Source organism: Agarivorans sp. JK6 (assembly GCF_045277145.1).
Classification (GTDB): Bacteria; Pseudomonadota; Gammaproteobacteria; order Enterobacterales; family Celerinatantimonadaceae; genus Agarivorans; species Agarivorans albus.
Window position 1 is genome coordinate 3,947,455 of record NZ_CP113525.1, and the last position, 23,264, is coordinate 3,970,718.

General features: G+C 45.7%; 24 protein-coding genes and 1 other RNA gene. 4 read left to right on the top strand and 21 right to left on the bottom strand.

The genetic code is table 11. The annotated features are described in order from the left end of the window. From OV592_RS18140 to rsmI, 14 genes are all read right to left on the bottom strand, one after another. Positions 1-924 (bottom strand): D-alanine--D-alanine ligase, encoded by a 924-nt coding sequence (locus tag OV592_RS18140; protein ID WP_338622265.1) that lies wholly within the window; start codon positions 922-924, stop codon positions 1-3. Next, complete coding sequence (gene murC / locus OV592_RS18145; RefSeq protein WP_406609564.1) at positions 924-2,378, bottom strand: UDP-N-acetylmuramate--L-alanine ligase; 1,455 nt, start codon at positions 2,376-2,378, stop codon at positions 924-926. Before murC ends, OV592_RS18140 begins: the two co-directional genes overlap by 1 nt. 4 nt (positions 2,379-2,382) lie before the next feature. Beyond that, positions 2,383-3,465 carry an undecaprenyldiphospho-muramoylpentapeptide beta-N-acetylglucosaminyltransferase gene (gene murG / locus OV592_RS18150; RefSeq protein ID WP_338622267.1) on the bottom strand — a complete coding sequence of 361 codons (1,083 nt, stop codon included), beginning with the start codon at positions 3,463-3,465 and terminating at the stop codon, positions 2,383-2,385. Next, a complete protein-coding gene (gene ftsW / locus OV592_RS18155) occupies positions 3,458-4,663 on the bottom strand; it encodes a cell division protein FtsW (RefSeq protein WP_406609565.1) in 1,206 nt (401 codons plus the stop codon). The genes murG and ftsW overlap by 8 nt, the downstream gene beginning before the upstream one ends. Further along, positions 4,660-5,964, bottom strand: a complete 1,305-nt coding sequence (murD, locus tag OV592_RS18160) for a UDP-N-acetylmuramoyl-L-alanine--D-glutamate ligase (protein ID WP_406609566.1) — start codon at positions 5,962-5,964, stop codon at positions 4,660-4,662. The genes ftsW and murD overlap by 4 nt, the downstream gene beginning before the upstream one ends. 34 nt (positions 5,965-5,998) lie before the next feature. Continuing rightward, positions 5,999-7,081: a phospho-N-acetylmuramoyl-pentapeptide-transferase gene (mraY, locus tag OV592_RS18165; protein ID WP_016400780.1), complete on the bottom strand. Its 1,083-nt coding sequence runs from the start codon at positions 7,079-7,081 to the stop codon at positions 5,999-6,001. Beyond that, positions 7,075-8,451, bottom strand: a complete 1,377-nt coding sequence (murF, locus tag OV592_RS18170; RefSeq protein ID WP_406609567.1) for a UDP-N-acetylmuramoyl-tripeptide--D-alanyl-D-alanine ligase — start codon at positions 8,449-8,451, stop codon at positions 7,075-7,077. The genes mraY and murF overlap by 7 nt, the downstream gene beginning before the upstream one ends. Then, a complete protein-coding gene (gene murE / locus OV592_RS18175; RefSeq protein ID WP_406609568.1) occupies positions 8,448-9,923 on the bottom strand; it encodes a UDP-N-acetylmuramoyl-L-alanyl-D-glutamate--2,6-diaminopimelate ligase in 1,476 nt (491 codons plus the stop codon). The genes murF and murE overlap by 4 nt, the downstream gene beginning before the upstream one ends. Then, entirely contained in the window at positions 9,910-11,640 is a 1,731-nt protein-coding gene (locus OV592_RS18180) for a peptidoglycan glycosyltransferase FtsI (RefSeq protein ID WP_016400777.1), read from the bottom strand. Before OV592_RS18180 ends, murE begins: the two co-directional genes overlap by 14 nt. After that, a complete protein-coding gene (gene ftsL / locus OV592_RS18185) occupies positions 11,640-11,957 on the bottom strand; it encodes a cell division protein FtsL (protein ID WP_016400776.1) in 318 nt (105 codons plus the stop codon). Before ftsL ends, OV592_RS18180 begins: the two co-directional genes overlap by 1 nt. Beyond that, positions 11,957-12,892, bottom strand: a complete 936-nt coding sequence (rsmH, locus tag OV592_RS18190; protein WP_338622273.1) for a 16S rRNA (cytosine(1402)-N(4))-methyltransferase RsmH — start codon at positions 12,890-12,892, stop codon at positions 11,957-11,959. Before rsmH ends, ftsL begins: the two co-directional genes overlap by 1 nt. A 1-nt stretch (position 12,893) precedes the next feature. After that, positions 12,894-13,349 carry a division/cell wall cluster transcriptional repressor MraZ gene (gene mraZ, locus OV592_RS18195; RefSeq protein ID WP_406609569.1) on the bottom strand — a complete coding sequence of 152 codons (456 nt, stop codon included), beginning with the start codon at positions 13,347-13,349 and terminating at the stop codon, positions 12,894-12,896. 341 nt (positions 13,350-13,690) lie between these two features. Then, an RNA gene (rnpB, locus tag OV592_RS18200) (RNase P RNA component class A) lies at positions 13,691-14,072 on the bottom strand. Positions 14,073-14,113: 41 nt separating this feature from the next. After that, positions 14,114-14,953 (bottom strand): 16S rRNA (cytidine(1402)-2'-O)-methyltransferase, encoded by an 840-nt coding sequence (rsmI, locus tag OV592_RS18205; protein ID WP_406609570.1) that lies wholly within the window; start codon positions 14,951-14,953, stop codon positions 14,114-14,116. A 139-nt stretch (positions 14,954-15,092) separates the two neighbouring features. Here rsmI and OV592_RS18210 point away from each other — a divergent pair, with 139 nt between their 5' ends. The 4 genes from OV592_RS18210 to dolP are packed head-to-tail and all read left to right on the top strand — an operon-like array spanning position 15,093 to position 18,460. Then, positions 15,093-16,952, top strand: a complete 1,860-nt coding sequence (locus OV592_RS18210; RefSeq protein ID WP_406609571.1) for a penicillin-binding protein activator — start codon at positions 15,093-15,095, stop codon at positions 16,950-16,952. Then, positions 16,945-17,292, top strand: coding sequence for a YraN family protein (locus OV592_RS18215; protein WP_406609572.1), 348 nt, complete (start codon positions 16,945-16,947; stop codon positions 17,290-17,292). Before OV592_RS18210 ends, OV592_RS18215 begins: the two co-directional genes overlap by 8 nt. 1 nt (position 17,293) lies before the next feature. After that, entirely contained in the window at positions 17,294-17,884 is a 591-nt protein-coding gene (locus OV592_RS18220) for an SIS domain-containing protein (RefSeq protein WP_016400769.1), read from the top strand. Positions 17,885-17,887: 3 nt separating this feature from the next. Then, complete coding sequence (gene dolP, locus OV592_RS18225; RefSeq protein WP_406609573.1) at positions 17,888-18,460, top strand: division/outer membrane stress-associated lipid-binding lipoprotein; 573 nt, start codon at positions 17,888-17,890, stop codon at positions 18,458-18,460. Positions 18,461-18,503: 43 nt separating this feature from the next. Here the strand turns inward: dolP and OV592_RS18230 are convergent, their stop codons facing one another. From OV592_RS18230 to rplM, 7 genes are all read right to left on the bottom strand, one after another. Continuing rightward, positions 18,504-18,908, bottom strand: coding sequence for a ClpXP protease specificity-enhancing factor (locus tag OV592_RS18230; RefSeq protein WP_406609574.1), 405 nt, complete (start codon positions 18,906-18,908; stop codon positions 18,504-18,506). An 11-nt stretch (positions 18,909-18,919) separates the two neighbouring features. Beyond that, positions 18,920-19,555 (bottom strand): stringent starvation protein SspA, encoded by a 636-nt coding sequence (gene sspA, locus OV592_RS18235; protein WP_016400766.1) that lies wholly within the window; start codon positions 19,553-19,555, stop codon positions 18,920-18,922. Between the two features lie 86 nt (positions 19,556-19,641). Beyond that, entirely contained in the window at positions 19,642-20,376 is a 735-nt protein-coding gene (locus OV592_RS18240; RefSeq protein ID WP_406611443.1) for a cytochrome c1, read from the bottom strand. Further along, the gene (locus OV592_RS18245) at positions 20,376-21,587 is read right to left on the bottom strand and encodes a cytochrome bc complex cytochrome b subunit (RefSeq protein ID WP_016400764.1); all 1,212 of its coding nucleotides are present in this window, start codon (positions 21,585-21,587) and stop codon (positions 20,376-20,378) included. The genes OV592_RS18240 and OV592_RS18245 overlap by 1 nt, the downstream gene beginning before the upstream one ends. 1 nt (position 21,588) lies before the next feature. After that, a complete protein-coding gene (petA, locus tag OV592_RS18250; RefSeq protein ID WP_016400763.1) occupies positions 21,589-22,179 on the bottom strand; it encodes a ubiquinol-cytochrome c reductase iron-sulfur subunit in 591 nt (196 codons plus the stop codon). 242 nt (positions 22,180-22,421) lie between these two features. Then, on the bottom strand, positions 22,422-22,814 hold the full coding sequence (gene rpsI / locus OV592_RS18255; protein WP_040306930.1) for a 30S ribosomal protein S9: 393 nt from the start codon (positions 22,812-22,814) through the stop codon (positions 22,422-22,424). Between the two features lie 17 nt (positions 22,815-22,831). Continuing rightward, positions 22,832-23,260 (bottom strand): 50S ribosomal protein L13, encoded by a 429-nt coding sequence (rplM, locus tag OV592_RS18260; RefSeq protein ID WP_016400761.1) that lies wholly within the window; start codon positions 23,258-23,260, stop codon positions 22,832-22,834. Positions 23,261-23,264: the final 4 nt, after the last annotated feature.

Here is a 23,264-nt window from a genome sequence, read left to right on the forward strand (position 1 = left end):
CTAGTGCGCCAGATCCAAAATGCTGACGACAAGCTGGTCAAAACTTAAACCATGCTGCTTCGCTGCCATAGGCACTAAACTTTTTTCAGTCATGCCCGGTGAGGTATTCACTTCCAACAAATACCAATTGCCTTGTTGGTCGGCCATAAAATCAACGCGCCCCCAACCTTCACAATCCACAGATTTAAATGCCTTTAAGGCAATATCGGCTAACTGTGACTCTTGCGCCTCAGTTAAACCACTAGGGCAGAAATATTCGGTAGAACTGCTTTGGTACTTAGCGCTGTAATCATAAAAACTATGTGGCGTTTGCATTCTAATTGAAGGCATTACCGTGCCACCAACAATAGACACCGTGTATTCTGCGCCAGTAATCCACTGTTCAATCAATACTCTAGAGTCATATTCAAAGGCATTTTCAATCGCTTCTTGTAACTCTTCGACACTGTTGGCTTTAGCCATGCCAATGCTAGAACCTTCTAACGCCGGCTTTACAATAACCTCGCCAGACAACTTGGCTAAAATGCTCGCTGCTTCGTCTGGCTTGTAGCTATCTCGTTCTACAATCGCGTATGCCGCTGTTGGCAAGCCAATATTCTGCCAAATTTGCTTACAGCGAATTTTGTCCATTGCTAAAGCCGAACCAAGCACTCGGCTACCGGTATATGGCAAACCTAAATACTCAAGTGCACCTTGTAAGGTTCCGTCTTCGCCACCTCTACCATGCAAGGCAATAAATACATGACTGTATTTTTTTTGCTTAAGCAAATTTAAATCAAAACCTTTGGTATCTACGCCTTCTGCATTAATACCAGCACGAAGTAAACCCGCCAGCACTGCGCTACCCGATTTTAAAGACACTTCGCGCTCAGCTGAATCGCCGCCATACAGCACTGCTACTCGATTCATTCGTAAACTCGCCATTAACTTTCACTACCTTTAAGCTTGCTAATGTTTAACTGTAACTCGCCCAACTGACGCGCTAAAACTCCAATGTTGCCCGCGCCTTGGGTTAACACCACATCGCCATCTTCAATTACATCAGCCAATAAGCCATTTAGTTCACTAGGCTGCTTTACGTAGATGGGTTCCAAACCGCGCTGGCGCAGACTTCGACACAATGCGCGACTGTCTGCACCGGCAATGACTTCTTCTCCAGCCGAATACACCTCAAGCAGCAGCAAGCTATCTACTTGCGCTAATACATCCACGAAGTCTTCATATAAGTCGCGAGTACGTGAATAGCGGTGCGGTTGAAATGCCATCACTAAACGACGCTCAGGCCAAGCAGCACGCGCAGCTTTAACCGTTGCCAGAACTTCTGTTGGGTGGTGCCCGTAGTCATCCACTAACAAGGCTGAGCCATTGCCTGTCGCAAACTCGCCGTACTGTTGGAAACGACGACCAATGCCGGCGAAACGATTTAAGGCTTCTACAATTGCGGCATCTTCAATGCCGTCTTCGCTGGCTACAGCAATGGCTGCCGCTGCATTTAGAGCATTGTGCTCACCAGGCATATTCAACGATATATCAAGTTGCTCACAATCTTCGCGGTTTACCGTAAATGAACAACGGTCACCTTGCTGAGCAAAGTGAGTAATACGTACATCAGCTTCTTCTGAAAAGCCATAGGTAATAATCTGACGACCAATCTGCGGCAGCAAAGCTTGAACACCGGGATCGTCGATACACATCACCGCTACACCGTAAAATGGAAGGTTATGTAAGAAGTCAATAAACGTTGCATGGAGCTGAGCTTCGTCGCCGCCATAAGTTTCCATATGGTCGGGCTCTACATTAGTGACCACTGCAACCATTGGCTGCAAATGCAAAAAAGATGCATCGCTTTCATCGGCTTCTGCAATTAGATAACGGCTATTGCCTAAACGCGCATTGGTGCCTGCGCTATTTAACAGACCACCAATCACAAAAGTAGGATCCAACTCTGCTTGCCCATAGATGCTGGCAATTAAGCTGGTTGTTGTGGTTTTACCGTGGGTACCGGCTACAGCAACGCCGTGGCGGTAACGCATCAATTCAGCTAGCATTTCTGCACGACGAACCACTGGAATACGCGCAGCTCTGGCGGCTTGTACTTCCGGGTTATCTTCTTTAATAGCAGTTGATACCACTACTACATTAGCACCCTCGATATTGCTTTCACTGTGCTCGAAGAACACCTCGGCGCCAACGCCTTGCAAGCGCACTGTCATCGCACTTTCGGCTTGATCTGAACCCGAGATTTGGTAGCCCTCATTAGCCAATACCTCGGCAATACCGCCCATGCCGGCACCACCAATTCCCACGAAGTGAATTCGCTTCACTTTGCGCATTTCTGGAATCATGGTTCGTAATTTGGCTAACTCAACTTTACTCATCTAACTACTCTTTAATTAACGCTTGGCACACCGCTGCTACTTTGTCAGTAGCATCGGTGATTGCCTGCTTTCGTGCATTGCGAGCACAAGACAAACGCAATGCAGGATCAGCAAATTCATTCAGTACTGCAGCAATATTTTGCGGCGTAAATTCTGTTTGTTTTAACAAACGTGCGGCATCAGCTTTAACCAAAAACTGCGCGTTTTTGGTTTGATGGTCATCAACGGCATAAGGCAGCGGAACAAAAATAGCCGGGATCCCCGCTGCAGCCACCTCTGACACCGTTAGCGCGCCAGCGCGACAGAGTATCACATCTGACCATTGATAGGCTGCTGCCATGTCATCAATAAATTCGACAATTTTAGGTGCTTCGCTCAAATTTTTATCAAGTTCTTGCTGACGGTAAGCATCCACTGCGCTGCTATGTTTGTTTTTACCCGCTTGGTGCCAGATTTTTAAATCAAGTTGGCTTTGTTTTATGCCCTCGGCTAACTGCTCGTTAAACACCTGTGCCCCTAAACTTCCGCCAATCACTAACAAGTTAAAACTAGCTGAATCACTTTCACTCTTTTCGTCTAAAGCTAATACCGACTCACGCACTGGGTTGCCAACCACTTCGGCTTTATCTAAGGCTCCCGGAAACGCCATTAGTACTTTGCTGGCAATTTTACTCAACATTTTGTTGGTAAGACCGGCAGCCGCGTTTTGCTCATGCAAAACCAATGGTTTTCCTAGCAGCCAGGCCGCTATACCACCTGGGCCACTGGCAAAGCCGCCCATACCTAATACAACATCGGGTTGATAGCGCTTAATAACGGCTCGGGCTTGACGAACCGCGTTAAGCAATTTAAACGGCGCCGCCAGTTTGCGCAGCAAGCCATTGCCACGAACCCCTTTAATGCTAATAAAGTCGATAGGGTAACCATGTTTAGGCACCAATTGAGCTTCCATACGCTCGGCGGTTCCTAACCACGACACATCCCAGCCCTGCGCCGCCAATTTATCGGCGACAGCTAAACCCGGGAATACATGACCACCAGTGCCACCAGCCATTACCAATAGTTTATTTTGCTTAGCATTAACCATGAGCATCTCTCTTATAGGCCTGACAGTTGGCCAATCGAAGTTCATGATCAATACGCAATAAGATAGCTACCGCTATCGACATCGCCAATAAGCTGGAACCACCATAAGAAATTAACGGCAAGGTTAACCCTTTAGTTGGCACCAAGCCTGAAGCCGCGCCGACATTTACCATGGTTTGGAAACTAAACCAGATACCAATACCACAAGCTAAGTAACCGGCAAACGCTTGCTCTGCCAGTAAAGCCTGCTTACCAATTTTCATGGCGCGGCTTACCAACAAAATAAGTAGCAACAAAACCGCGCAGACACCGATAAATCCGAGTTCTTCGGCTAATACAGCAACCACAAAATCGGTATGCGCTTCTGGCAAGTATTCAAGCTTCTGAATAGAGTTCCCCAAACCTTCGCCTAGCCAGTCGCCTCGACCAAAAGCCATTAGAGATTGAGTTAACTGATAGCCACTACCAAAAGGATCTTGCCAAGGGTCTAGAAACGAAGAAACACGGCGCATCCGGTAAGGTTCTGCGATAACCAAAGTCACCACCGCTACCACACCGGTAAAAATCAAACCAAAGAACTGAATAAGCTTGGCGCCAGCTAAAAACAGCATGCCTACAGTGGTTACAAACATAACTACCACACTGCCCAAATCGGGTTGTGCTAGCAGCAATACCGCCAAGAAAAAGAACACGATTAGCGGCTTTAAAAAGCCTTTTAAGTTTTCACGTACCTGCTCATGACGACGTACTAGATAACCGGCTAAATAAGTGAACAACGCAAGTTTGGCAAATTCGGCAGGCTGTACATTTATAGGCCCTAAGCCTATCCAGCGACTACTACCGTTAATATTGCGGCCAATCAGCAATACCAGTACTAAAGCAACACCCGACAATAGAAGCAATTTAGCATTATGAGATTGCCACCACGCCAGCGGGATTTGCACTACAAAAGTCATAGCGGCTAAACATAACAACAAATAAATACCGTGCCGTTTAGCAAAACGGAATGGATCGTCGTTAATCGCGATGCCTTCTGGAATAGATGAAGATGCCACCATCACTAGCCCCATCACCATTAAGCATAAGGCTAACCACAATAAATGACGGTCGAACAAAAGCGGTTCTTGGCTTTCTTTAGCGGCTGGGTTTAACCACTGTAAGGTATTCTCGAACCAAAGTGGTTTAGACATTACTTTCATAGCGCCTCCACCAGTTCGCAGAAATGTTGTCCGCGTACTTCAAAATTCTTATACATATCCAAGCTGGCGCAGGCAGGAGACAACAAAACTATGTCACCCTCTTTTGCTTGTTGCTGACACCAACTAAAACTCTCTGCTAAATCTTCTTTTAGCTCGATACGCTGATCTAAATCTTTAAAGCGTTGCTTATCTTTACCGAAGGCAACAACGCCGGCAACTTGGCTAAAGGCAGCTTTTAACTCACGTAAATCGCCGCCTTTGGCATCTCCACCAGCAATTAACCAAAGCTGACCTTGGCCACCAGCTAAGCCGTTTAAGGCAGCTAAGGTAGCGCCAACGTTGGTAGCTTTAGAGTCGTTAATCCAAGCAACACCTTGTTTGCGAGCAACCAATTGACATCGATGGGCTAAGCCTTGGTAATTTTTTGCAGCTTGTAAACAAGCGTCAATGTTTAGTCCTGCAGCCTCTGCTAAGGCTAATGCAGCTAGTATATTGGCAAAATTATGGGTGCCTACCAGCGCCAACTGATTGGTGGCTAATAGCGCTTGTTGCCCACGCATTAGATATTGCTGATCTTCACTTAAGCGATAATCAGCATCTAAATGAAGAGAAAAACTCAAGCTGCTCTGGGGCTTGAATTGTGGCTGAGATAATTCGTCATCCAAGTTGATAACCGTATATTCAGCATTTTGATAAACCGTTTGTTTAGCGGCAATGTAATCGCCCATGCCTTGGTATCGGTCCATATGGTCTTCGCTAATATTTAGCAATGTAGCGGCTTTAGCGCGAAGACTTTTGGTTGTTTCCAGCTGAAAGCTGGATAACTCAAGAACATATAATTCGACCTGCGGCGAAAGCAAATCTAAGGCAGGCACCCCAATATTCCCGCCTACAGCAACATTAACCCCGGCGTGTTTAGCCATCTCGCCCAACAAACTAGTGACCGTACTTTTACCGTTTGAGCCAGTAATCGCAACAATGGGGGCTTCGGCATAGTGACAAAATAACTCAACGTCACCCATTAGCTGAACACCAGCTTTCGCCAAGCTTTGTAACTCTGGCGTAGCTAACGCGACCCCAGGGCTAACAATCACCACGTCACATTCAAGCAATTGCTTAAGAGGCAGCTCGCCACACACCACTTGCAAGCTATCAGGTAGCGAGGCTAAGCCAGGAGGCTGCTGGCGAGTATCGCAAACTAAAGGCAATACATCGTGTTTAAGTAAAAAGCGCACAGAGCTAAGCCCGCTGGCACCAAGGCCAACGACCGCATAGCGTAGTTGTGGCTGTAACTTACTCACTGTAATTACTCTTCCTATACTTTAAACAGCTCGCCTAACGCACCTTAAGTGTGGCTAAGCCAATCAAAACTAAAATTAATGAAATGATCCAAAAACGCACTATTACTCGAGGCTCTGGCCACCCTTTAAGCTCATAATGGTGGTGAATCGGCGCCATTCGGAAAATGCGCTGCCCACGTAACTTGTACGATCCTACTTGCAGGATTACCGACACCGTTTCCATCACAAATACGCCGCCCATAATCACCAGCAACAACTCTTGGCGAACCAATACAGCTACAGCGCCCAATGCTGCGCCTAGGGCTAACGAACCTACATCGCCCATAAATACTTGAGCTGGGTAGGTATTAAACCAAAGAAAGGCTAATCCTGCTCCCACCATGGCGGTACAAACCACCACTAGCTCACTGGCTTGTGGGATATAAGGAATAAACAAGTAACTTGAAAAGTTTACGTGGCCGGTTAAGTATGCGACGAGAGCAAAGGCTGATGCCACCATCACGCTTGGCATTATCGCTAGGCCATCTAAGCCGTCCGTTAGGTTAACGGCGTTGCTACTGCCTACAATGACCAAATATGTGAGAGGGATAAATAGCCAGCCTAATTGCGGCATAATGTCTTTGATAAACGGCAACACCAGTTGGGTTTGAGCCGCAGAGTCAGAACTCCAGAATAGATAAACCGCAACAATTAGCGCGACAACTGATTGCCAAAAATACTTCCAACGGGCAATTAAGCCCGCAGGGTCTTTGCGGATAACTTTACGGTAATCATCAACAAAACCAATTGCGCCATAGCTACCAAATACAAATAACATTACCCATACATAAGGGTTGTCTAAACGCGCCCACAATAAGGTAGACAAAAACACCGAGGCAATAATCAGCACGCCGCCCATAGTGGGAGTACCCGACTTGCTCAAGTGAGATTCTGGCCCATCGTTACGCACGGTTTGACCAATTTGTAACAACTGTAAGCGGCGAATAAGCTTTGGCCCCATCCATAGTCCAAAGACTAAGGCGGTCAAAATGCTGACAATTGCTCTAAAGGTTAAATACCCAAATAGCGAAAATCCACTAAAGTATTGCTGCAGATATTCCGCCAACCAAACTAACATTCCAAACCCTTTTTATAATATTGCTGTAACTGTTTAACCACTTTTTCCATGTGGGTCGAACGAGACCCTTTAACCAACACAAGACACGGAGAATGTTGCGCTTCTAAGGCAGTGATAAGCTGCTCACAAAGCACTTCATGGCTGTCGAAACCGAGTGAATACTGACCGATTTCAGCCAGCACTTCGTCAAAAGACGCGCCATAAGAATACAAGCTGATGTCACTGTCAAGTGCCCGTTTAACTAAGTCGTTGTGCACCTGTTTTGTTTGCTGTCCCATTTCCCCCATGGCTCCAGCGATAAGGAAGCGCTTACCTTCAAAATTGGCCAAAATATTGATAGCCGCATTAAATGACGCTGGGTTAGCGTTATAGCTATCATCAATTAGCTGGATGCTGTTATTTAACGATTGTACGTTCACCCGACCCGGCACTTCATCTAATTGTGCCAAGCCTTGGCTTACTTGCTCTAGCTTGGCTCCCATATTCAACGAAAGCGCAGCCGCAGCGACAGCATTTTTAACATTGTGTTCGCCCGCCAAATTAATTTGGATAAGCGCCTCACCGTTTGGAGTGTGCAATACAAAACGGCTGCCACTTAAACCTAGAGGTTCGATAGCGCTGGCATAATAATCTGCATTAACGTTATTTAAAGAAAAGTGCTCAATTTTAGCCGGACGAGCTACTTCATCTAAGTACTCTTGATAGCTAGATTGGTACTCACACAGCGCTAACTGCTCAGCACCTAGCTCGCCAAATAACTCAGATTTAGCTTTTAATACGCCGTCTTGAGAGCCAAAGCCTTCAATATGTGCAGCAGATACATTATTGATTAAGGCAACCTTGGGGTTTACCAAGCTCACTGTGTAGGCAATTTCACCGATATGATTTGCGCCTAACTCTAATACACCCAACTGATGCTTTTCGGTCGCGCGCAGCAGCGATAAAGGCACCCCAATATCGTTGTTAAAATTACCTTTAGTGGCTAATACCTCGAAACCCTGTGACAAAATGGCCGTGGTCATTTCTTTCACCGTGGTTTTACCATTGCTACCAGTAATAGCACAGCAACTTAGCGCTAGTTTCTCTCTTACATAACTGGCCAGTTGTCCGAGCGCTAAACGGGTGTCTTTAACTAATAACTGAGGCACATCAAGTGCTAATTCACGCTCGACTAACAGCGCAGTTGCGCCTTGCTCAATAGCTTGTTGCGCGTAGTTATGAGCATCAAATCGCTCACCCACCAAAGCAATAAACAAGGCTTGAGACATCTGCTCGCGAGTATCAGTACTAATTGACTGAACAATTAAACTATCGCCCACTAGCTGAGCATCTAAGGCTTGTGTGAGTTCTTTAAGGCTTAAGGCAATCATGCTTTCGCCCCCACTAGCTGCTTAACGACTGCGCGTTCATCATAGTCACGCACTTCAGCACCAATAATTTGATAGCTCTCATGGCCTTTACCAGCCACCAAAATAATATCTTTATCACGAGAGTGCGTAAGCGCATGTGCAATCGCCTCACAGCGATCGTGAATAATGGTTACGGCTTCAGCTTGATTAAAGCCAAGCAATATATCGTCGGTAATCGCTTGAGGATCTTCAAAACGAGGGTTGTCGTCGGTAACAATAACTTGGTCTGCCAAGCGCTCGGCTATTTCTGCCATTAAAGGCCGTTTACCCTTATCTCTGTCGCCGCCGCAACCAAAAATACAAATAAGCTCGCCGCTACAATGCTGGCGCAGGGCTGTTAAGGCTTTTTCTAAGGCGTCAGGCGTATGCGCGTAATCAACCACCACCGAACGTTTACCGGCAAATAACTCCATTCGACCAGGTACCGCGCTAAGAGCAGGTAACTGAGTAAGTAAGCTTTCTAATGGAAGACCTAAGAACTGCAAACAAGCTATAGCGCTTAGTAAATTATCAGCATTAAAACGCCCTAAAAGCGGGCTCTTATAAGTAAGCTTTTCATGTCTTGTTTGTGGGCTAAACAAATAACCGCTTGCCCCTAACTCACTGAACTGCAGGTTAGCGATTTGCCAATCGGCAGTGCTATCTTCTAAAGACAAAGATTGAGCACTTGGATAGTGCTGCAGCAACTGCTTGCCAAAACCATCATCTGCATTGATTAAACGACATTCTAAACTTGGCCAGTTAAATAAGGCTTGTTTCGCGCGGCCATACTCAGCCATGCTGCCATGGTAATCAAGGTGGTCTCGGCTAAGGTTTGTGAATATCGCAACCTTGAACGGCACACTCGCCACTCGCTGCTGCACCAAACCATGCGACGACACTTCCATAGCGACTAATTCATAGCCTTGCTGATTCATTTCACAAAGCTGGCGCTGAATAGTAATCGCGTCAGCAGTGGTGTTTTCACTCGCAACCAACTTACCTGGCTCACCATTACCTAACGTTCCCATCACCGCAGCACGAAGGCCACTTAGTTTTGCCAAGTTAGCAATTAGATGGGTTACTGTACTTTTGCCGTTGGTACCAGTAACACCGACTAAAGTAAGCGGATTACCGTCTGGGAAATAGGCCGCTGACGCTAATTGCGATAGCTGTTGGTTCAAGCGCCAAAAGTAAATGCAGGCAACTTGCTTGTGCCACACTATTTGACCATGAGATTTTTCATCATCCGCATCAGCAAGCACCGCCACAGCTCCGACACTAATCGCTGAATCAATATAGTTACGACCATCAACTTGGTGGCCTTTAACCGCAACAAATATATCGCCCTGCTCAATCTCTCTGCTATTTAGAGAGAGGTGATTAAAGCCGATGTCTGGGGCAACCGTTACCGAAAATTTCGCCAACAAAGCAGACAAACTAGGTTTCACCATTATTGCCTCCATTTAGCTGTACCACTTGGCTGGTATTATCATCGGGGGCAACATTTAAATACTGTAATCCGCCTTGCATCACTTTAGAGAAAACCGGAGCGGCTACGTCGCCGCCATAATAGCGGTCGGTTTGTGGTTCATTAACAAATACTGCAATGGCGAGTTTAGGGTTACTCACTGGAGCAACGCCCGCAAAAATAGCAACGTAGTCATCACCATAACCACCACGAACAGCTTTACGGCTGGTACCAGTTTTGCCGGCTACACGATAACCTGGCACAGCGGCTTTCTGCCCGGTACCACCATCTTGAATAACCGATTCCATCATCTCTAATACAGCTTGTGCCTTGTTTTGTTCAAATACCCGCTCGCCTGTGGCCGGCTGCTGCAACTTAATAATGGATGTTGGTCGAAACACTCCACCGGCTCCCATCGTTGCATACGCTTGGGCGAGTTGCAGAGGAGTAACCATTAAGCCATAGCCAAACGACAAGGTAGCAAGTTCAAAATCTGACCAACGGCGACGCTGCGGCATTTGACCGCCCGATTCGCCAACTAAACCTAAACCAGCATCGTTACCAAAACCCACATCGTAAAATGTATCAAGCATCCCCTCTACGCCCACTTTTAGGGCTAATTGGCTAGTGGCAACGTTGCTCGATTTTTGAATGACTTTGGTTAAACTAATTTCACCGTAGTTGCGCGAATCACGAACTCTACGCCCGCCAATCTGCATCCAACCAGGGCTGGTGTTAATCATACTGTTTGAACGAATGTGGTCGCGCTCAAGCGCCGCGATAACCGATAGTGGCTTAACCGTAGAGCCTGGTTCATAGCTATCGGTTATTGCACGATTACGATAGCGATAACTTTGAAACTCGTTACGATTGTTAGGATTAAAAGACGGGCTATTAGCCATAGCTAACACTTCACCAGTTTCAATATCTAACACGACCACACTGCCAGAGGTAGCTTTGGTCTCGGTGACGGCTTTTTTAAGCTCACGATAAGCGATTGCTTGGATCCGTTGGTCAATACTTAAAGCAATATTCTGCGCTTGTTTGGCTTGATGAATAACATCCAGATCTTCAACTACGCGACCTAAGCGGTCTTTGCGTACTTTACGCTTACCGGGTTCACCAGTGAGCCAGTCATCATAGCTACGCTCTATACCTTCTAAACCGTGGTCATCAATATTAGTAAAGCCAACAAGGTGAGCACTCACTTCGCCGGTAGGGTAAAAACGACGGGACTCAGGTTTTAAATAAACCCCTTTAATTTTGAGTTTGGTAACATAATCAGCAACCGCCGCACTCACTTGGCGCTGTAAATAAACAAAACGACGTTTCGGGTTGCTGACTCGTTGTTGCAAGCTATCTACGTCGGTATCCAATACTTTAGCCAAGGCCGCCCAAGCATCACGATTAGCTAAACTATTTTGGTCTGCCACATGTTTAGGATCAGCCCAAATAGCGCGCACAGGTACACTCACGGCTAACTCGTTACCTAAACGGTCGGTAATTACACCACGCTCTGCATAGCCGGTTTTGGTGCGAATCGAGCGTAAGTCACCTTCATAAATAAGCTTATCCGGTGCAATAACTTGAATATAAGCCGCACGACTTACCAAGGCAGTAAACACTAAGCAAACCACTGCCATCACTAGCACAAAGCGCCAGTGGATGAACAGTCCTTGTTTATTTGCCTTAGCATTCATTAGTTTGTGATTACCACTTGTTCTTCAATTTTGGGTCGGTGCATATCTAAACGCTTTTTAGCTATGCTCTCTACGCGGCTGTGTTCAGCCAGCGCGTTTTGCTCTATTAATAAATGTCGCCATTCAACATTGAGTGCATCCCGGCTCATCATTAATGATTCTCGTTGTTCAACAAACATTCTGGTGTGGTGAGTTGTCCATACCACACAAAAGGCCGAAACAACCGCAGCCACTAACAACAAAAAGTGCTGCTTGTTACGCCACACATCTTTCAAAATCGCCCGCAATAAATTGGGCTGGCGGCTAACCTCGTCCATTACAAACGTTTTGCTACCCGTAACACCGAGCTACGTGAGCGCGGGTTTACTTCAATTTCTGCTGCGCTAGGTTTTATCGCTCGGCCAATACTCTTTAAATAACGTCCGCTGGCTAACTGCTCTTCGGTAAGCGGCAAGCCTCTAGGAAACTGCTCGCCTTTTTCTTGCTTTCTAATAAAGCGCTTCACCATACGATCTTCTAAAGAATGGAAACTAATCACCGCTAAACGGCCATCGGTCGCTAAACTATTCATAGCGCCTAGCAAGGCTGTGTCTATTTCATCTAACTCGCTGTTAATATAAATACGAATGGCTTGAAAGCTTCGAGTAGCCGGGTGTTTGTATTTATCTTTAACAGGGCAAGCTTCATCAATAATCTTGGCCAGCTGCAAAGTGCTGGTAAGAGGCGTCTCTTCACGGGCATTCACAATCCCGTGAGCAATTCGTTTTCCAAACTTCTCTTCGCCAAAGGTTTTAATCACCCAAGCAATATCTTCTTCCGCGGCATGAGTTAGCCATTGAGCGGCGGTTTGTCCTTGCGAAGTATCCATTCGCATATCTAAAGGGCCATCGCGCAAAAAGCTAAATCCACGCTCAGCGTCATCAAGTTGCGGGGACGACACGCCTAGATCGAGCAGTACACCATCAATTTTTTTCGCTAGACCCAACTCTGTAATGTACTGTTCAATGCCAGAAAAAGGACCATGAACAATTTGAAAACGAGGATCGTCGGCAAACTGTTTAGCGGCTTCAATCGCGCGAGGGTCACGGTCGATAGCAATCAAACGTCCTTTAGGACCTAGTTGCTGTAAAATAGCGCGACTGTGCCCACCTCTGCCAAAGGTGCCATCCACGTAAATGCCATCTTCTTTAATGGCTAAGCCGTCGATACACTCTTGTAACAGTACCGAGGTGTGAACAAATTCAGTACTCATACTAAAGCGAAAAATCTTTTAGGTTATCAGTTAACATATCAACGTCCTCTTCTAGGGTTATATCTGCAGCAATTTGTTGCTGCCATTGCTCTTCTGACCACAGCTCAAATTTGTTGAGCTGGCCAACCAGCATTATTTTTTTCTCCAAACTTGCGTGTTGACGCAACGGAGGTGGAATTAACAAACGACCATTTTTGTCCATCTCGCAATCATCGGCATAACCCAATAGCAAGCGTTGCAAACGACGCTCAGCCGGGTTCATGCTAGATAAGCGTTTGAGTTTACGCTCAATTTCTTCCCACTCCGCTAAAGGGTAAAGCAGTAAACAGCGATGGTTTATATCAATGGTGCACACCAATTGACCGTGACACTCTTCCATCAACCACTCGCGATACCGGGTCGGCATAGTCATGCGTCCCTTCGCGTCTAAGTTGATTGAGCTAGCGCCGCGTAACATCAGTGTTAATTCCCCATTTATCCCTAATTAATTCAGTTGTTGGGCAAACAGATCCACTATGATCCACTTTATCCCACAATTCACTAAGTTTAAGGACGAGTCTCGCCCTTTGCAAGCGACCTTGAGCAAGAAAATGAACAAAATTCCACCAACCCAAATAAAGAAAAGCCTAAAGACTTGATATACAAAGCGGCCACGCTACTTTTGGCCAAAAAATAATTAAAATTTAATGTCATATTAATTTTGAGGAATAGCGAACTGGAGGCATTAAAAAGGCAGTGAGTGCGAATTGTGTGATTGAATTGAAAAAGCCCTGTTGCTAAACAACAGGGCTTTAATAAAAAGGGAGTTGGCCGATAAGCCGGGTTTTGTCGTGAACAATCATTCGTCTAGGCCATTAATCGCTTAATGGCTCAAGCAGCCTACCCGCCCCCAACGCGGGCCGCGCCTTAAGGGGGCCTATTTGGCCTTGCTCTGGGTGGAGTTTACCTCGCCGCATACTGTTACCAGACGCGCGGTGCGCTCTTACCGCACCCTTTCAGCCTTACCTGTACTCCGAAGAGCCATCGGCGGTCTTCTCTCTGCTGCACTTGTCGTGGGCTCGCGCCCCCCAGGCGTTACCTGGCACCCTACCCTATAGAGCCCGGACTTTCCTCCCCTTCGCCCGTCTGCCACTCCCGAAAGAGCGCACAACGACGAAGCAGCGATTGCCTAGCCAACTCCGGTGGCGGACTATAGCAAACAATTATCAGCAAGAATAGCGCTTATTCGCTGTGCTTTAGTCCGTAATCATAAAGGGCATTTTTCTTTAAACCATAAATTTTGGCGGTAAGTGCCGCGGCCTTCTTTAATGGCAACTCTGTTTGCAATAACTTAAGCGTATCTAAAGCATCTACTGGTAACTGCTCACTGTCTTTTTGGTAACCTGCCACAATTAGTACCATCTCCCCTTTTTGTTGATTGGGGTCGGCTTTAACCCAAGCAAGCAGCTCTGCAACGGGCAAGGATTTAATGGTCTCAAAGGTTTTGGTCAATTCGCGAGCAAGCACAACTTGCCTATCTTCCCCTAAGCAACTAACTATGTCGGCGAGGCTATCTAAGATACGGTGAGGCGATTCGTAATACACTACTGTGCGACTTTCTTGACGAAGTTCGTCTAATCGCTCTTGGCGTGCTTTGGTTTTAGCTGGTAAAAATCCTTCGTACAAAAACCTATCTGTAGGCAAACCCGCAACCGACAGCGCGGCGATAGCCGCACAAGCACCCGGCAAAGGCACAACCGGGTAGCCTTTAGCGCGAAACGCATTAACTAGGTGGTAGCCGGGATCATTGATCAGTGGCGTTCCTGCATCGGAGACTAACGCAATGTCATTCCCATCTAGCACTTGCTGCTCTAACCAGGCTATTTTTTGTTGCTCGTTATGATCGTGTACCGCCACACAGCGAGTACCAATTTCATAATGACTCAATAACCGGCCAGTGTTGCGCGTATCTTCGGCTGCAATCATCGACACATCCTTTAGCACTTGAATAGCACGCTGTGTGATATCTGCTAAATTGCCGATAGGAGTGGCTACAATATAAAGAGTACCGATGGCTGACATAAACTCACCTCTGATAAAAACGGCCTCTACTTTAATCAAAAGCCTCACTTGCCTCAATCTTTCACCACTTCGATTGTAGATTATTTAGCGTTTGGCTCTTAATATATGCACTAACTAATCAATACTAGTGGTATAAACCTTGAAACATAACCTGATCTCAGCGCTACGTTATCTCAGTTTAAGCCTTATGCTTTTGCTCGCAGCCTGTAGTAGTGGCCCAACCAAGCCGCCTATTGTTGCTATAGACCTTCCTTCTATTGCTGTTGCGCCTGAACATAATGCAGAGTTTTATTTGGATCAGGCTAGCATTGCGCCAGTAGAGCAAACCTTTGAATGGGAGCTCCTTGCAGCTAAGGCATACTACCAACAAGGCATGTTCCAAGCTGGTGATGCTGTAACCACATCCTTAAATAAACAAGCAAACACGGTACAACGTGGGGCAGGCTTGCGCTTAGTAAGCGCCTACGCTTTGGAGCTTCAAGGCCAATACACCCCGGCTTTAGCATTGTTAGATTTTGACCCAGCCTGGCAACTACCCGATGATTATTGGTATGCCTACTTTCAAACCCGCGGCAACATTTATCAAAAACAAAATAATCCTTTAGCTGCCTCTGGCGCTTTTATCGACTTAGACCGTTATCTATCGGAAGAAGCCCGAGAAGCAAACCATCAAACCATTTGGCAACTGCTTAAACCGCTTACCGCGTTTACTCTTCGCAGCTTTCAGCAGCCAGGTAACGAATTACGCAACGGCTGGTTAGAAATTGTTGCGATAAGTAACGAACCCAAGCAATCACCGGAGAAACTGGTTGCTAAGCTACAAACTTGGAAAACCGAATATCCAGCTCACCCAGCGCTAGATTATGTCGCTGGTGACCTAGCGAAAGCGCTAAGCATTACTCCTTATACGCCACAAAAAGTTGCAGTTTTGCTGCCGTTAAGTGGTAAATACCAAAACAACGGTTTGGCGGTAAAAGACGGCTTAGTATCTGCGTTCTTAGATAGCCAAACAGAGTTTTCCAGTGATACTGAATTGGTGTTTTACGATACCCAATCCCAAGCAATGGAAACGCTCTATCCCCAGCTTGAACAAGACCAAATCGATTTCATCGTTGGGCCGCTATTAAAATCGCAGTTACGCAGTTTGTTAAGCCTTGCACCAACCCTACCAGTGTTCGCTCTTAACGATGTGCAAGCTGGCGAACAGGAGCAACAGTTCTTCTTCCCACTCTCGCCTGAGGATGAAGCCAAACAAGCCGCTCAATTTATGGCGCAACGTGAAGAGCAAAATCCCCTACTGTTAGCTCCACAAAGCAGCTTGGGCAAGCGCATGGCTGAGTCATTTACAGAAGAATGGCAAACCCTTTCTAGCTCTCCTGTAGATGTTATCTACTACGCTAACCGCAACGATCTACAACGCGCGGTGCGTAAATTGTTGCATACCGATATGAGCCAGCAGCGTATTAGCCAGTTCAAGCAGATTTTGGGACAGGATTTAGAAGCTGAAGTACGCTCTAGAAGCGATGCAAACTCTCTGTATTTGGTGGGCAACAATACAGAAACCAAGCTGATTAAGGCGTTTATTGATGTAACCGTAAGCCCATTTGCAGTAAGCCCACGCTTATATGCCAGCTCGCGCAGCTACGACAAAAATGATGAAACCAGCGAAAACGAGTTAGACGGCATTTACATCAGCGAGATGCCTTGGATATTAGAGCAACAGTCGGTAAATGCGATTCGCCATCAGCAGCTTTGGCCTAGCTCTTCAGACTCGCAGAAACGTTTGTACGCTTTGGGTTATGATGCCTACTCGCTAATTAGTCAACTAGCTCAAATGCGCGGCTATTCAGACTATCAGCTAAATGGTTTAACCGGAAAGCTTAGTGTTAACCAACAAGGTTTAGTGATACGACAACTTACTTGGACTCAATATAAAGATGGCCAACTGGTTCCCTTGGAAATCCAAGCTAACACGCTTCAAGACCAAGATATTGAATAAAGGGCAAGCTGCAGAGCAGCAGGCAGCTAGCTATCTTAGCAAGCAGGGTTTACGGCTGATTGAGCAAAACTATCACTGCCGCCGCGGCGAGATAGACCTAATTTGTAGACAGGGCAATACCTGGGTTTTTGTGGAAGTTAAATACCGCAAAAGCCTTAGCCATGGCGGAGCAGCTGCAGCAGTCGACCAACACAAAATGCACCGTATACTGCTAAGCGCACAACACTATTTACAACAAAAAAATTTGAACCAATTTGATACTGCAATGCGTTTTGATGTTGTTGCTATTCAAGAGCAAGCACCTTACCTAGAATGGTTTCAGAACGCGTTTGGGGAATAACATGCAAGAACGAATCAAAGAAATATTTAGAGAAAGCATACAAACCAAAATTGCCGCTGCAGAAGCACTACCCGATGCGATTGAAAAAGCTACAGTGATCATCGCTCAAGCATTGCTCAACGGTAACAAACTGCTCATTGCAGGCAATAGCGCAGGAGCGGCGCTCGCTCAGCAGTTTTCAGCTAACTTGGTAAACCGCTTTGATACAGAACGCCCTAGCCTTCCAGCTTTAGCACTTAGCACCGACAGCTCAGTGCTAAGTGCCATTGCGAATGATTACTCCTTTGATGAAGTGTTTGCCAAACAAATTCGTGCACTAGGCCAGCAAGGCGATGTACTTGTTGCCATCTCCGATTCAGGCAACTGTCGCAACGTAATTAAAGCCATGGAAGCTGCGGTAAACCGCGACATGACAATTATTGCGCTAACCGGAAAAGATGGCGGTGAAATGGCCGGTCTGCTTAGCGAGCAAGACGTTGAAATTAGAGTGCCAGGTGAACAGAGCGTACGCATTAACGAAGTACACTTACTGGCATTAAACAGTTTATGTGATTTAGTAGACCGTACGTTGTTTCCCCAACAGGAGGATTAAAGAATGTTACGTATCATCACCGTTGTTGTTTTGGCAGGGCTACTACAAGCCTGTGCTGGAGCAGTTGTAGTGGGTGCCGGAGTAGCAGCAGGTGCAGCAACAGATAGGCGCACCATAGGCACTCAATTTGATGACCAAACTATAGAACTCCAAGCACTAAGTGAACTGGGCAAAGAAGAGAATATTTGGCGAGAAAGCAAGCTATCGGTAGTTGCGCTTAACGGCAGAGTACTGGTCATTGGCCAAACTCCGAATCAAGAATATTTCAACAAAATCACTCAAGTTGTCCGCGATGTAAGTGGTGTACAACAAGTACTCAACGAAGTACGCATCAAAGCACCTGTATCTTTAGGTGTACGTAGCAATGACTCTTGGATTACCACCAAAATCAAATTTAAGATCTACGAAGACAGCAAGCTTCCACCTGGTAAGATAAAAGTTATTACCGAAGACAGTGAAGTGTTTCTCATTGGGTTTGTTACCGCAGAAGAAGAACGCTTAGCGATTGATATTGCCCGCCACGAGACCGGCGTAGCCAAAGTAATTAAAGTATTTGAGCTGATAGAAGCCAGCTAACAAATTTAAAGCAGATACAAAAAAGCGCCTTTCGGCGCTTTTTTTATTTTACGATGGTGAGTGTCGGCTTCTTCGGAGTATCCTCTTTCACCAAAACATCTTCAGGCTGACTCTCAAGCTCTTCTACTTGCTCGTAAGCAGCTTCTGGCTCAAATACGGTACCTGCACCATTTTCTCGAGCATAAATCGCGACAACAGCTGCCATAGGCACATAAACCTGAAACGGTTTACCACCAAAGCGTGCGCTAAAGCTTACGTGCTGTAAGTCCATATTAAAGGCCGCAATCGCCGACGGAGCAATGTTTAGAACAATCTGCCCATCATTAACAAATTGGCTGGGCACGGTCACGTTAGCTTGGGTAGCGTCCACCACCAAGTGAGGAGTCAACTCGTTGTCTAACAACCAATCAAAAAAAGCCTTAAGCAAATAAGGCCTATTTGGGGTCATCTCTTCACTCATTAACCTAAAAACCCATCGCGAATTTCACGCTCTGCATCGGTCAGTGAAGCTTGGAAAGATTCACGATCAAATACACGGATCATATAAGATTTGATTTCTTTAGAACCCGCACCTTCAAGCTCGATGCCTAAAGTAGGTAAACGCCATAATAGAGGTGCTAAGTAGCAATCTACTAAGCTGAATTCTTCACTCATAAAGTAAGGCATTTCAGCAAAAACCGGTGCAATGCTTAACAGACTTTCTGTTAATTGCTTACGTGCAGCTTCGGCGTTCTCACCTTTTTCAATTTGCGCAACCAAGGTGTACCAGTCGTTTTTGATGCGGTGCATCATAAGGCGGCTTGAACCACGCGACACAGGGTAAACCGGCATTAGCGGTGGGTGAGGAAAACGCTCGTCTAAGTATTCCATGATGATCTGCGATTGGTACAACACCAATTCACGATCAACTAAGGTTGGAACAGAGCTGTACGGATTCAAATCAATTAAGTCTTCCGGTAAGTTGTCCGGATCTACCTGATTAATTTCTACGCTGACGCCTTTCTCAGCCAAAACGATACGTACCTGATGACTATATAAGTCGTTAGCACCAGAGTATAGCGTCATTACCGAACGCTTGTTGGCAGCTACAGCCATTGAATCCTCCAAAAACCATCTAAAATAAATACACAAACGGCAACAGCATAAATGCTATTGCCGATAATTAAATACTAGCTCAAGACTTAGTGTACGTCGCGCCAGTATTCTTTCTTCAATAGATAACTAATAATGAAGAAAATGAATAAGAAACCAAGCACCCAGTAACCAAGTCGTTTACGCTCTAGCTGAATAGGTTCAGCAGAGTAAACTAAAAAGTTAACTAGGTCTAAAACAGCGTGGTCATATTCATCATCGCTCATCTCACCGCTGCCATCTGATTGGATGCCAACGTAGATTTGCTGATCTTCACCATCAATCATTCTTGTTTCATAAACCGCATTTGGCACACCTTGCAACTCTTGCAATACATGTGGCATACCAACACTTGGGAATACTTTGTTATTCACCCCAAATGGACGCGTCTCATCAACATAAAATGAACGTAAATAGGTATATACCCAATCAGCTCCACGAACTCGAGCTACTAAGGTTAAATCTGGAGCTGGTGCACCAAACCACTTAGCAGCGTCTTTTTCTTGAATGGCATTTTCCATCAATTCACCTGGTTTTACCCCGGTAAAAATCAAGTTTTCTTCCATTAACTTAATTGGAATACCTAAATCTTCTGCTACACGATTATAACGCTGGTATTGAGCACTATGACAGCCAAAACAGTAGTTCATAAACAACTTGGCGCCGTTTTGTAACGAAGCTTTATCACTTAAGTCATAGTTCGCTTTGTCTAAAGGAACGGTCGAACCAGCGGCAAACGCCAAGCTAGGAACCAGCAACGCGAATGCTAAAAAAATATTTTTCATCATTTGGTCACCCTTTCTGGAACTGGCTTAGTTTTCTCGTTTTTACTGTAAATCCACAGTAGTAGGAAATAACCAAAGTAACCAACAGTTGCGATACGTGCAATCCAAGTTAATAGGTCGGTTGAAGGTAAAGCACCTAGCACCCCTAGAATCACAAAACATATAACAAACTGAGCGATGTTAAGCTTATGTATGACACTACGGTAGCGAATTGACTTCACTTTACAGCGGTCTAACCACGGTAATACAAATAACACCGCAATAGATGCGCCCATCATCACTACACCCAGTAACTTATCGGGTACCGCACGCAAAATTGCATAGAAAGGAGTGAAATACCAAACTGGCGCAATATGTTCTGGCGTTTTAAGCGGATTAGCTGCTTCAAAGTTTGGCGGCTCTAGGAAGAACCCCCCACCTTCTGGGAAGAAGAACATCACCCAACAGAAGAAGAACAAGAAGCCAACAATGGCGGCTAAATCTTTAACTGTAAAATAAGGGTGGAAAGGAATACCATCCTTCGGCCAACCATTCTCATCTTTGTTAGCTTTAATCTCGATACCATCTGGGTTGTTAGAGCCTACTTCATGCAACGCTACAATGTGTAAGAACACCAACATTACCAACACCAGGGGCAATGCAATAACATGCAAAGCGAAGAAGCGGTTTAAGGTTGCACCAGAGATAACATAGTCACCACGGATCCACAGGGTTAGGTCATCACCAATTACCGGAATAGCCCCAAACAGTGAAATAATTACCTGCGCGCCCCAATAAGACATTTGTCCCCAAGGAAGCAAGTAACCCATGAATGCTTCGGCCATCAATACCAAGAAAATTAACATCCCGAACAACCAAATCAGTTCGCGAGGTTTTTGGTAAGAACCGTAAATCAAGCCACGATACATGTGCAAATAAATCACCACAAAGAAGGCTGACGCCCCAGTGGAATGCATGTAACGCAGTAGCCAACCATATTCCACATCACGCATGATGTATTCAATAGAGGCAAATGCTCCATCACCTGATGGGTTGTAATTCATAGTTAGCCAAATACCTGTAAGGATTTGGTTAACTAATACCACCATGGCAATAAAGCCGAAAATATACCAAAAGTTAAAGTTTTTTGGTGTTGGGTATTGGCCCACGTGTTTATTGTAGGTCTTGGTCAACGGGATCCGTTCATCGATCCAACCGATAAGTGCCTTCATCTTATGCCTCTCCCTGGTCCAAGCCGACCAAAATGGTGGTTTCATCAACATAGTGATGCGGAGGAACAACCAAGTTTAGTGGTGCAGGTACACTTTGGAATACTCGTCCGGCCATATCAAACTTCGAACCATGACAGGGACAGAAGAATCCATATTCAACACCTTGAACTTGCTCAGCAAAGCTGCCAGGTAAATAGGTGGGTGAACAGCCAAGGTGAGTACATAAGCCCACACCTACAAACAACTCAGGTTTGATTGAGCGGTGTACATTGACTGTGTAATCGGGTTGTTGAGGCTCCTCGGAATCGGGGTCACGCAACCTATCACCAATGGTGTTTAGGTTATCTAGAACCGATTGAGGACGGTTAACCACCCAAACAGGTTTACCACGCCATTCAACACGTAGTAATTGTCCAGGTTCTATTTTGCTAATATCCACTTCTACCGGTGCTCCAGCTGCTTTAGCTTTGGCACTCGGATTCCATGAACTGATAAAAGGTACTGCGGCAAACGTAGCTCCTACACCACCGACAACAGCTGTTGTCCAGGTTAGGAAGCGACGGCGGCCAGCATCGACAGGAGCGTTGCTCATCCAATGTCTCTCCGGTAAGGATCCGCGCAATTATTGTAATTTTCCTTGCGGCATGCTGCACAAGGTAGCGTTTTTCTGCTACTGGTAGCGTTTACTTGCTACTACATTATTGCAGGTAAATGCGAACAAAATAGTAATAAAAAACACACAAATTGACAAGGGAAATCAAGGTTTTTAACCTTTTAGAATAAAGAAAAGCCCGGCATAGCCGAGCTTTTTTGTAACACGAATGTGTATAGCAATTAACGTTTAGAGAATTGCGGACGACGACGTGCTTTACGTAGACCAACTTTCTTACGCTCAACTTTACGCGCATCACGGGTAACGAAACCAGCTTTACGTAACTCAGGACGTAGACTTTCGTCGTATTCCATAAGAGCACGAGTGATACCGTGACGGATAGCACCAGCTTGACCAGTTGTACCACCACCTTTTACGGTAACTAGTAGGTCAACTTTTTCTAACAATTCAGTTAGTTCAAGTGGTTGACGAACTACCATACGAGCAGTTTCACGGCCAAAGTAAACGTCCAAAGTACGGTTGTTTACAGTGATGTTACCACTACCTGCTTTTAAAAATACGCGAGCAGTAGAGCTTTTGCGACGGCCAGTGCCGTAGTATTGATTCTCAGCCATTATTCAAATTCCGTAACTTAAATGTCTAATACTTGTGGTTGCTGAGCCGCATGAGTGTGCTCAGGTCCAGCGAATACTTTCAGTTTACGGAACATTGCACGGCCTAGAGGACCTTTTGGCAACATACCTTTCACTGCAGACTGGATAACACGCTCAGGAGCTTTTTCGATTAACTTTTCAAAGCTAATTGACTTTAAGCCACCTGGGTAACCAGTGTGCGAGTGGTAAATTTTACCTTTCGCTTTGTTGCCTGTTACGGCTACTTTCTCAGCGTTAATTACGATGATGTAATCACCAGTATCAACGTGAGGAGTATATTCAGCTTTATGCTTACCGCGTAGGCGAGAAGCGATTTCAGTTGCGATACGACCCAGAGTTTTACCATCTGCATCTACAACGTACCAGTCGCGTTTAACGCTGTCTGGCTTGGCTACAAAAGTTTTCATTTGT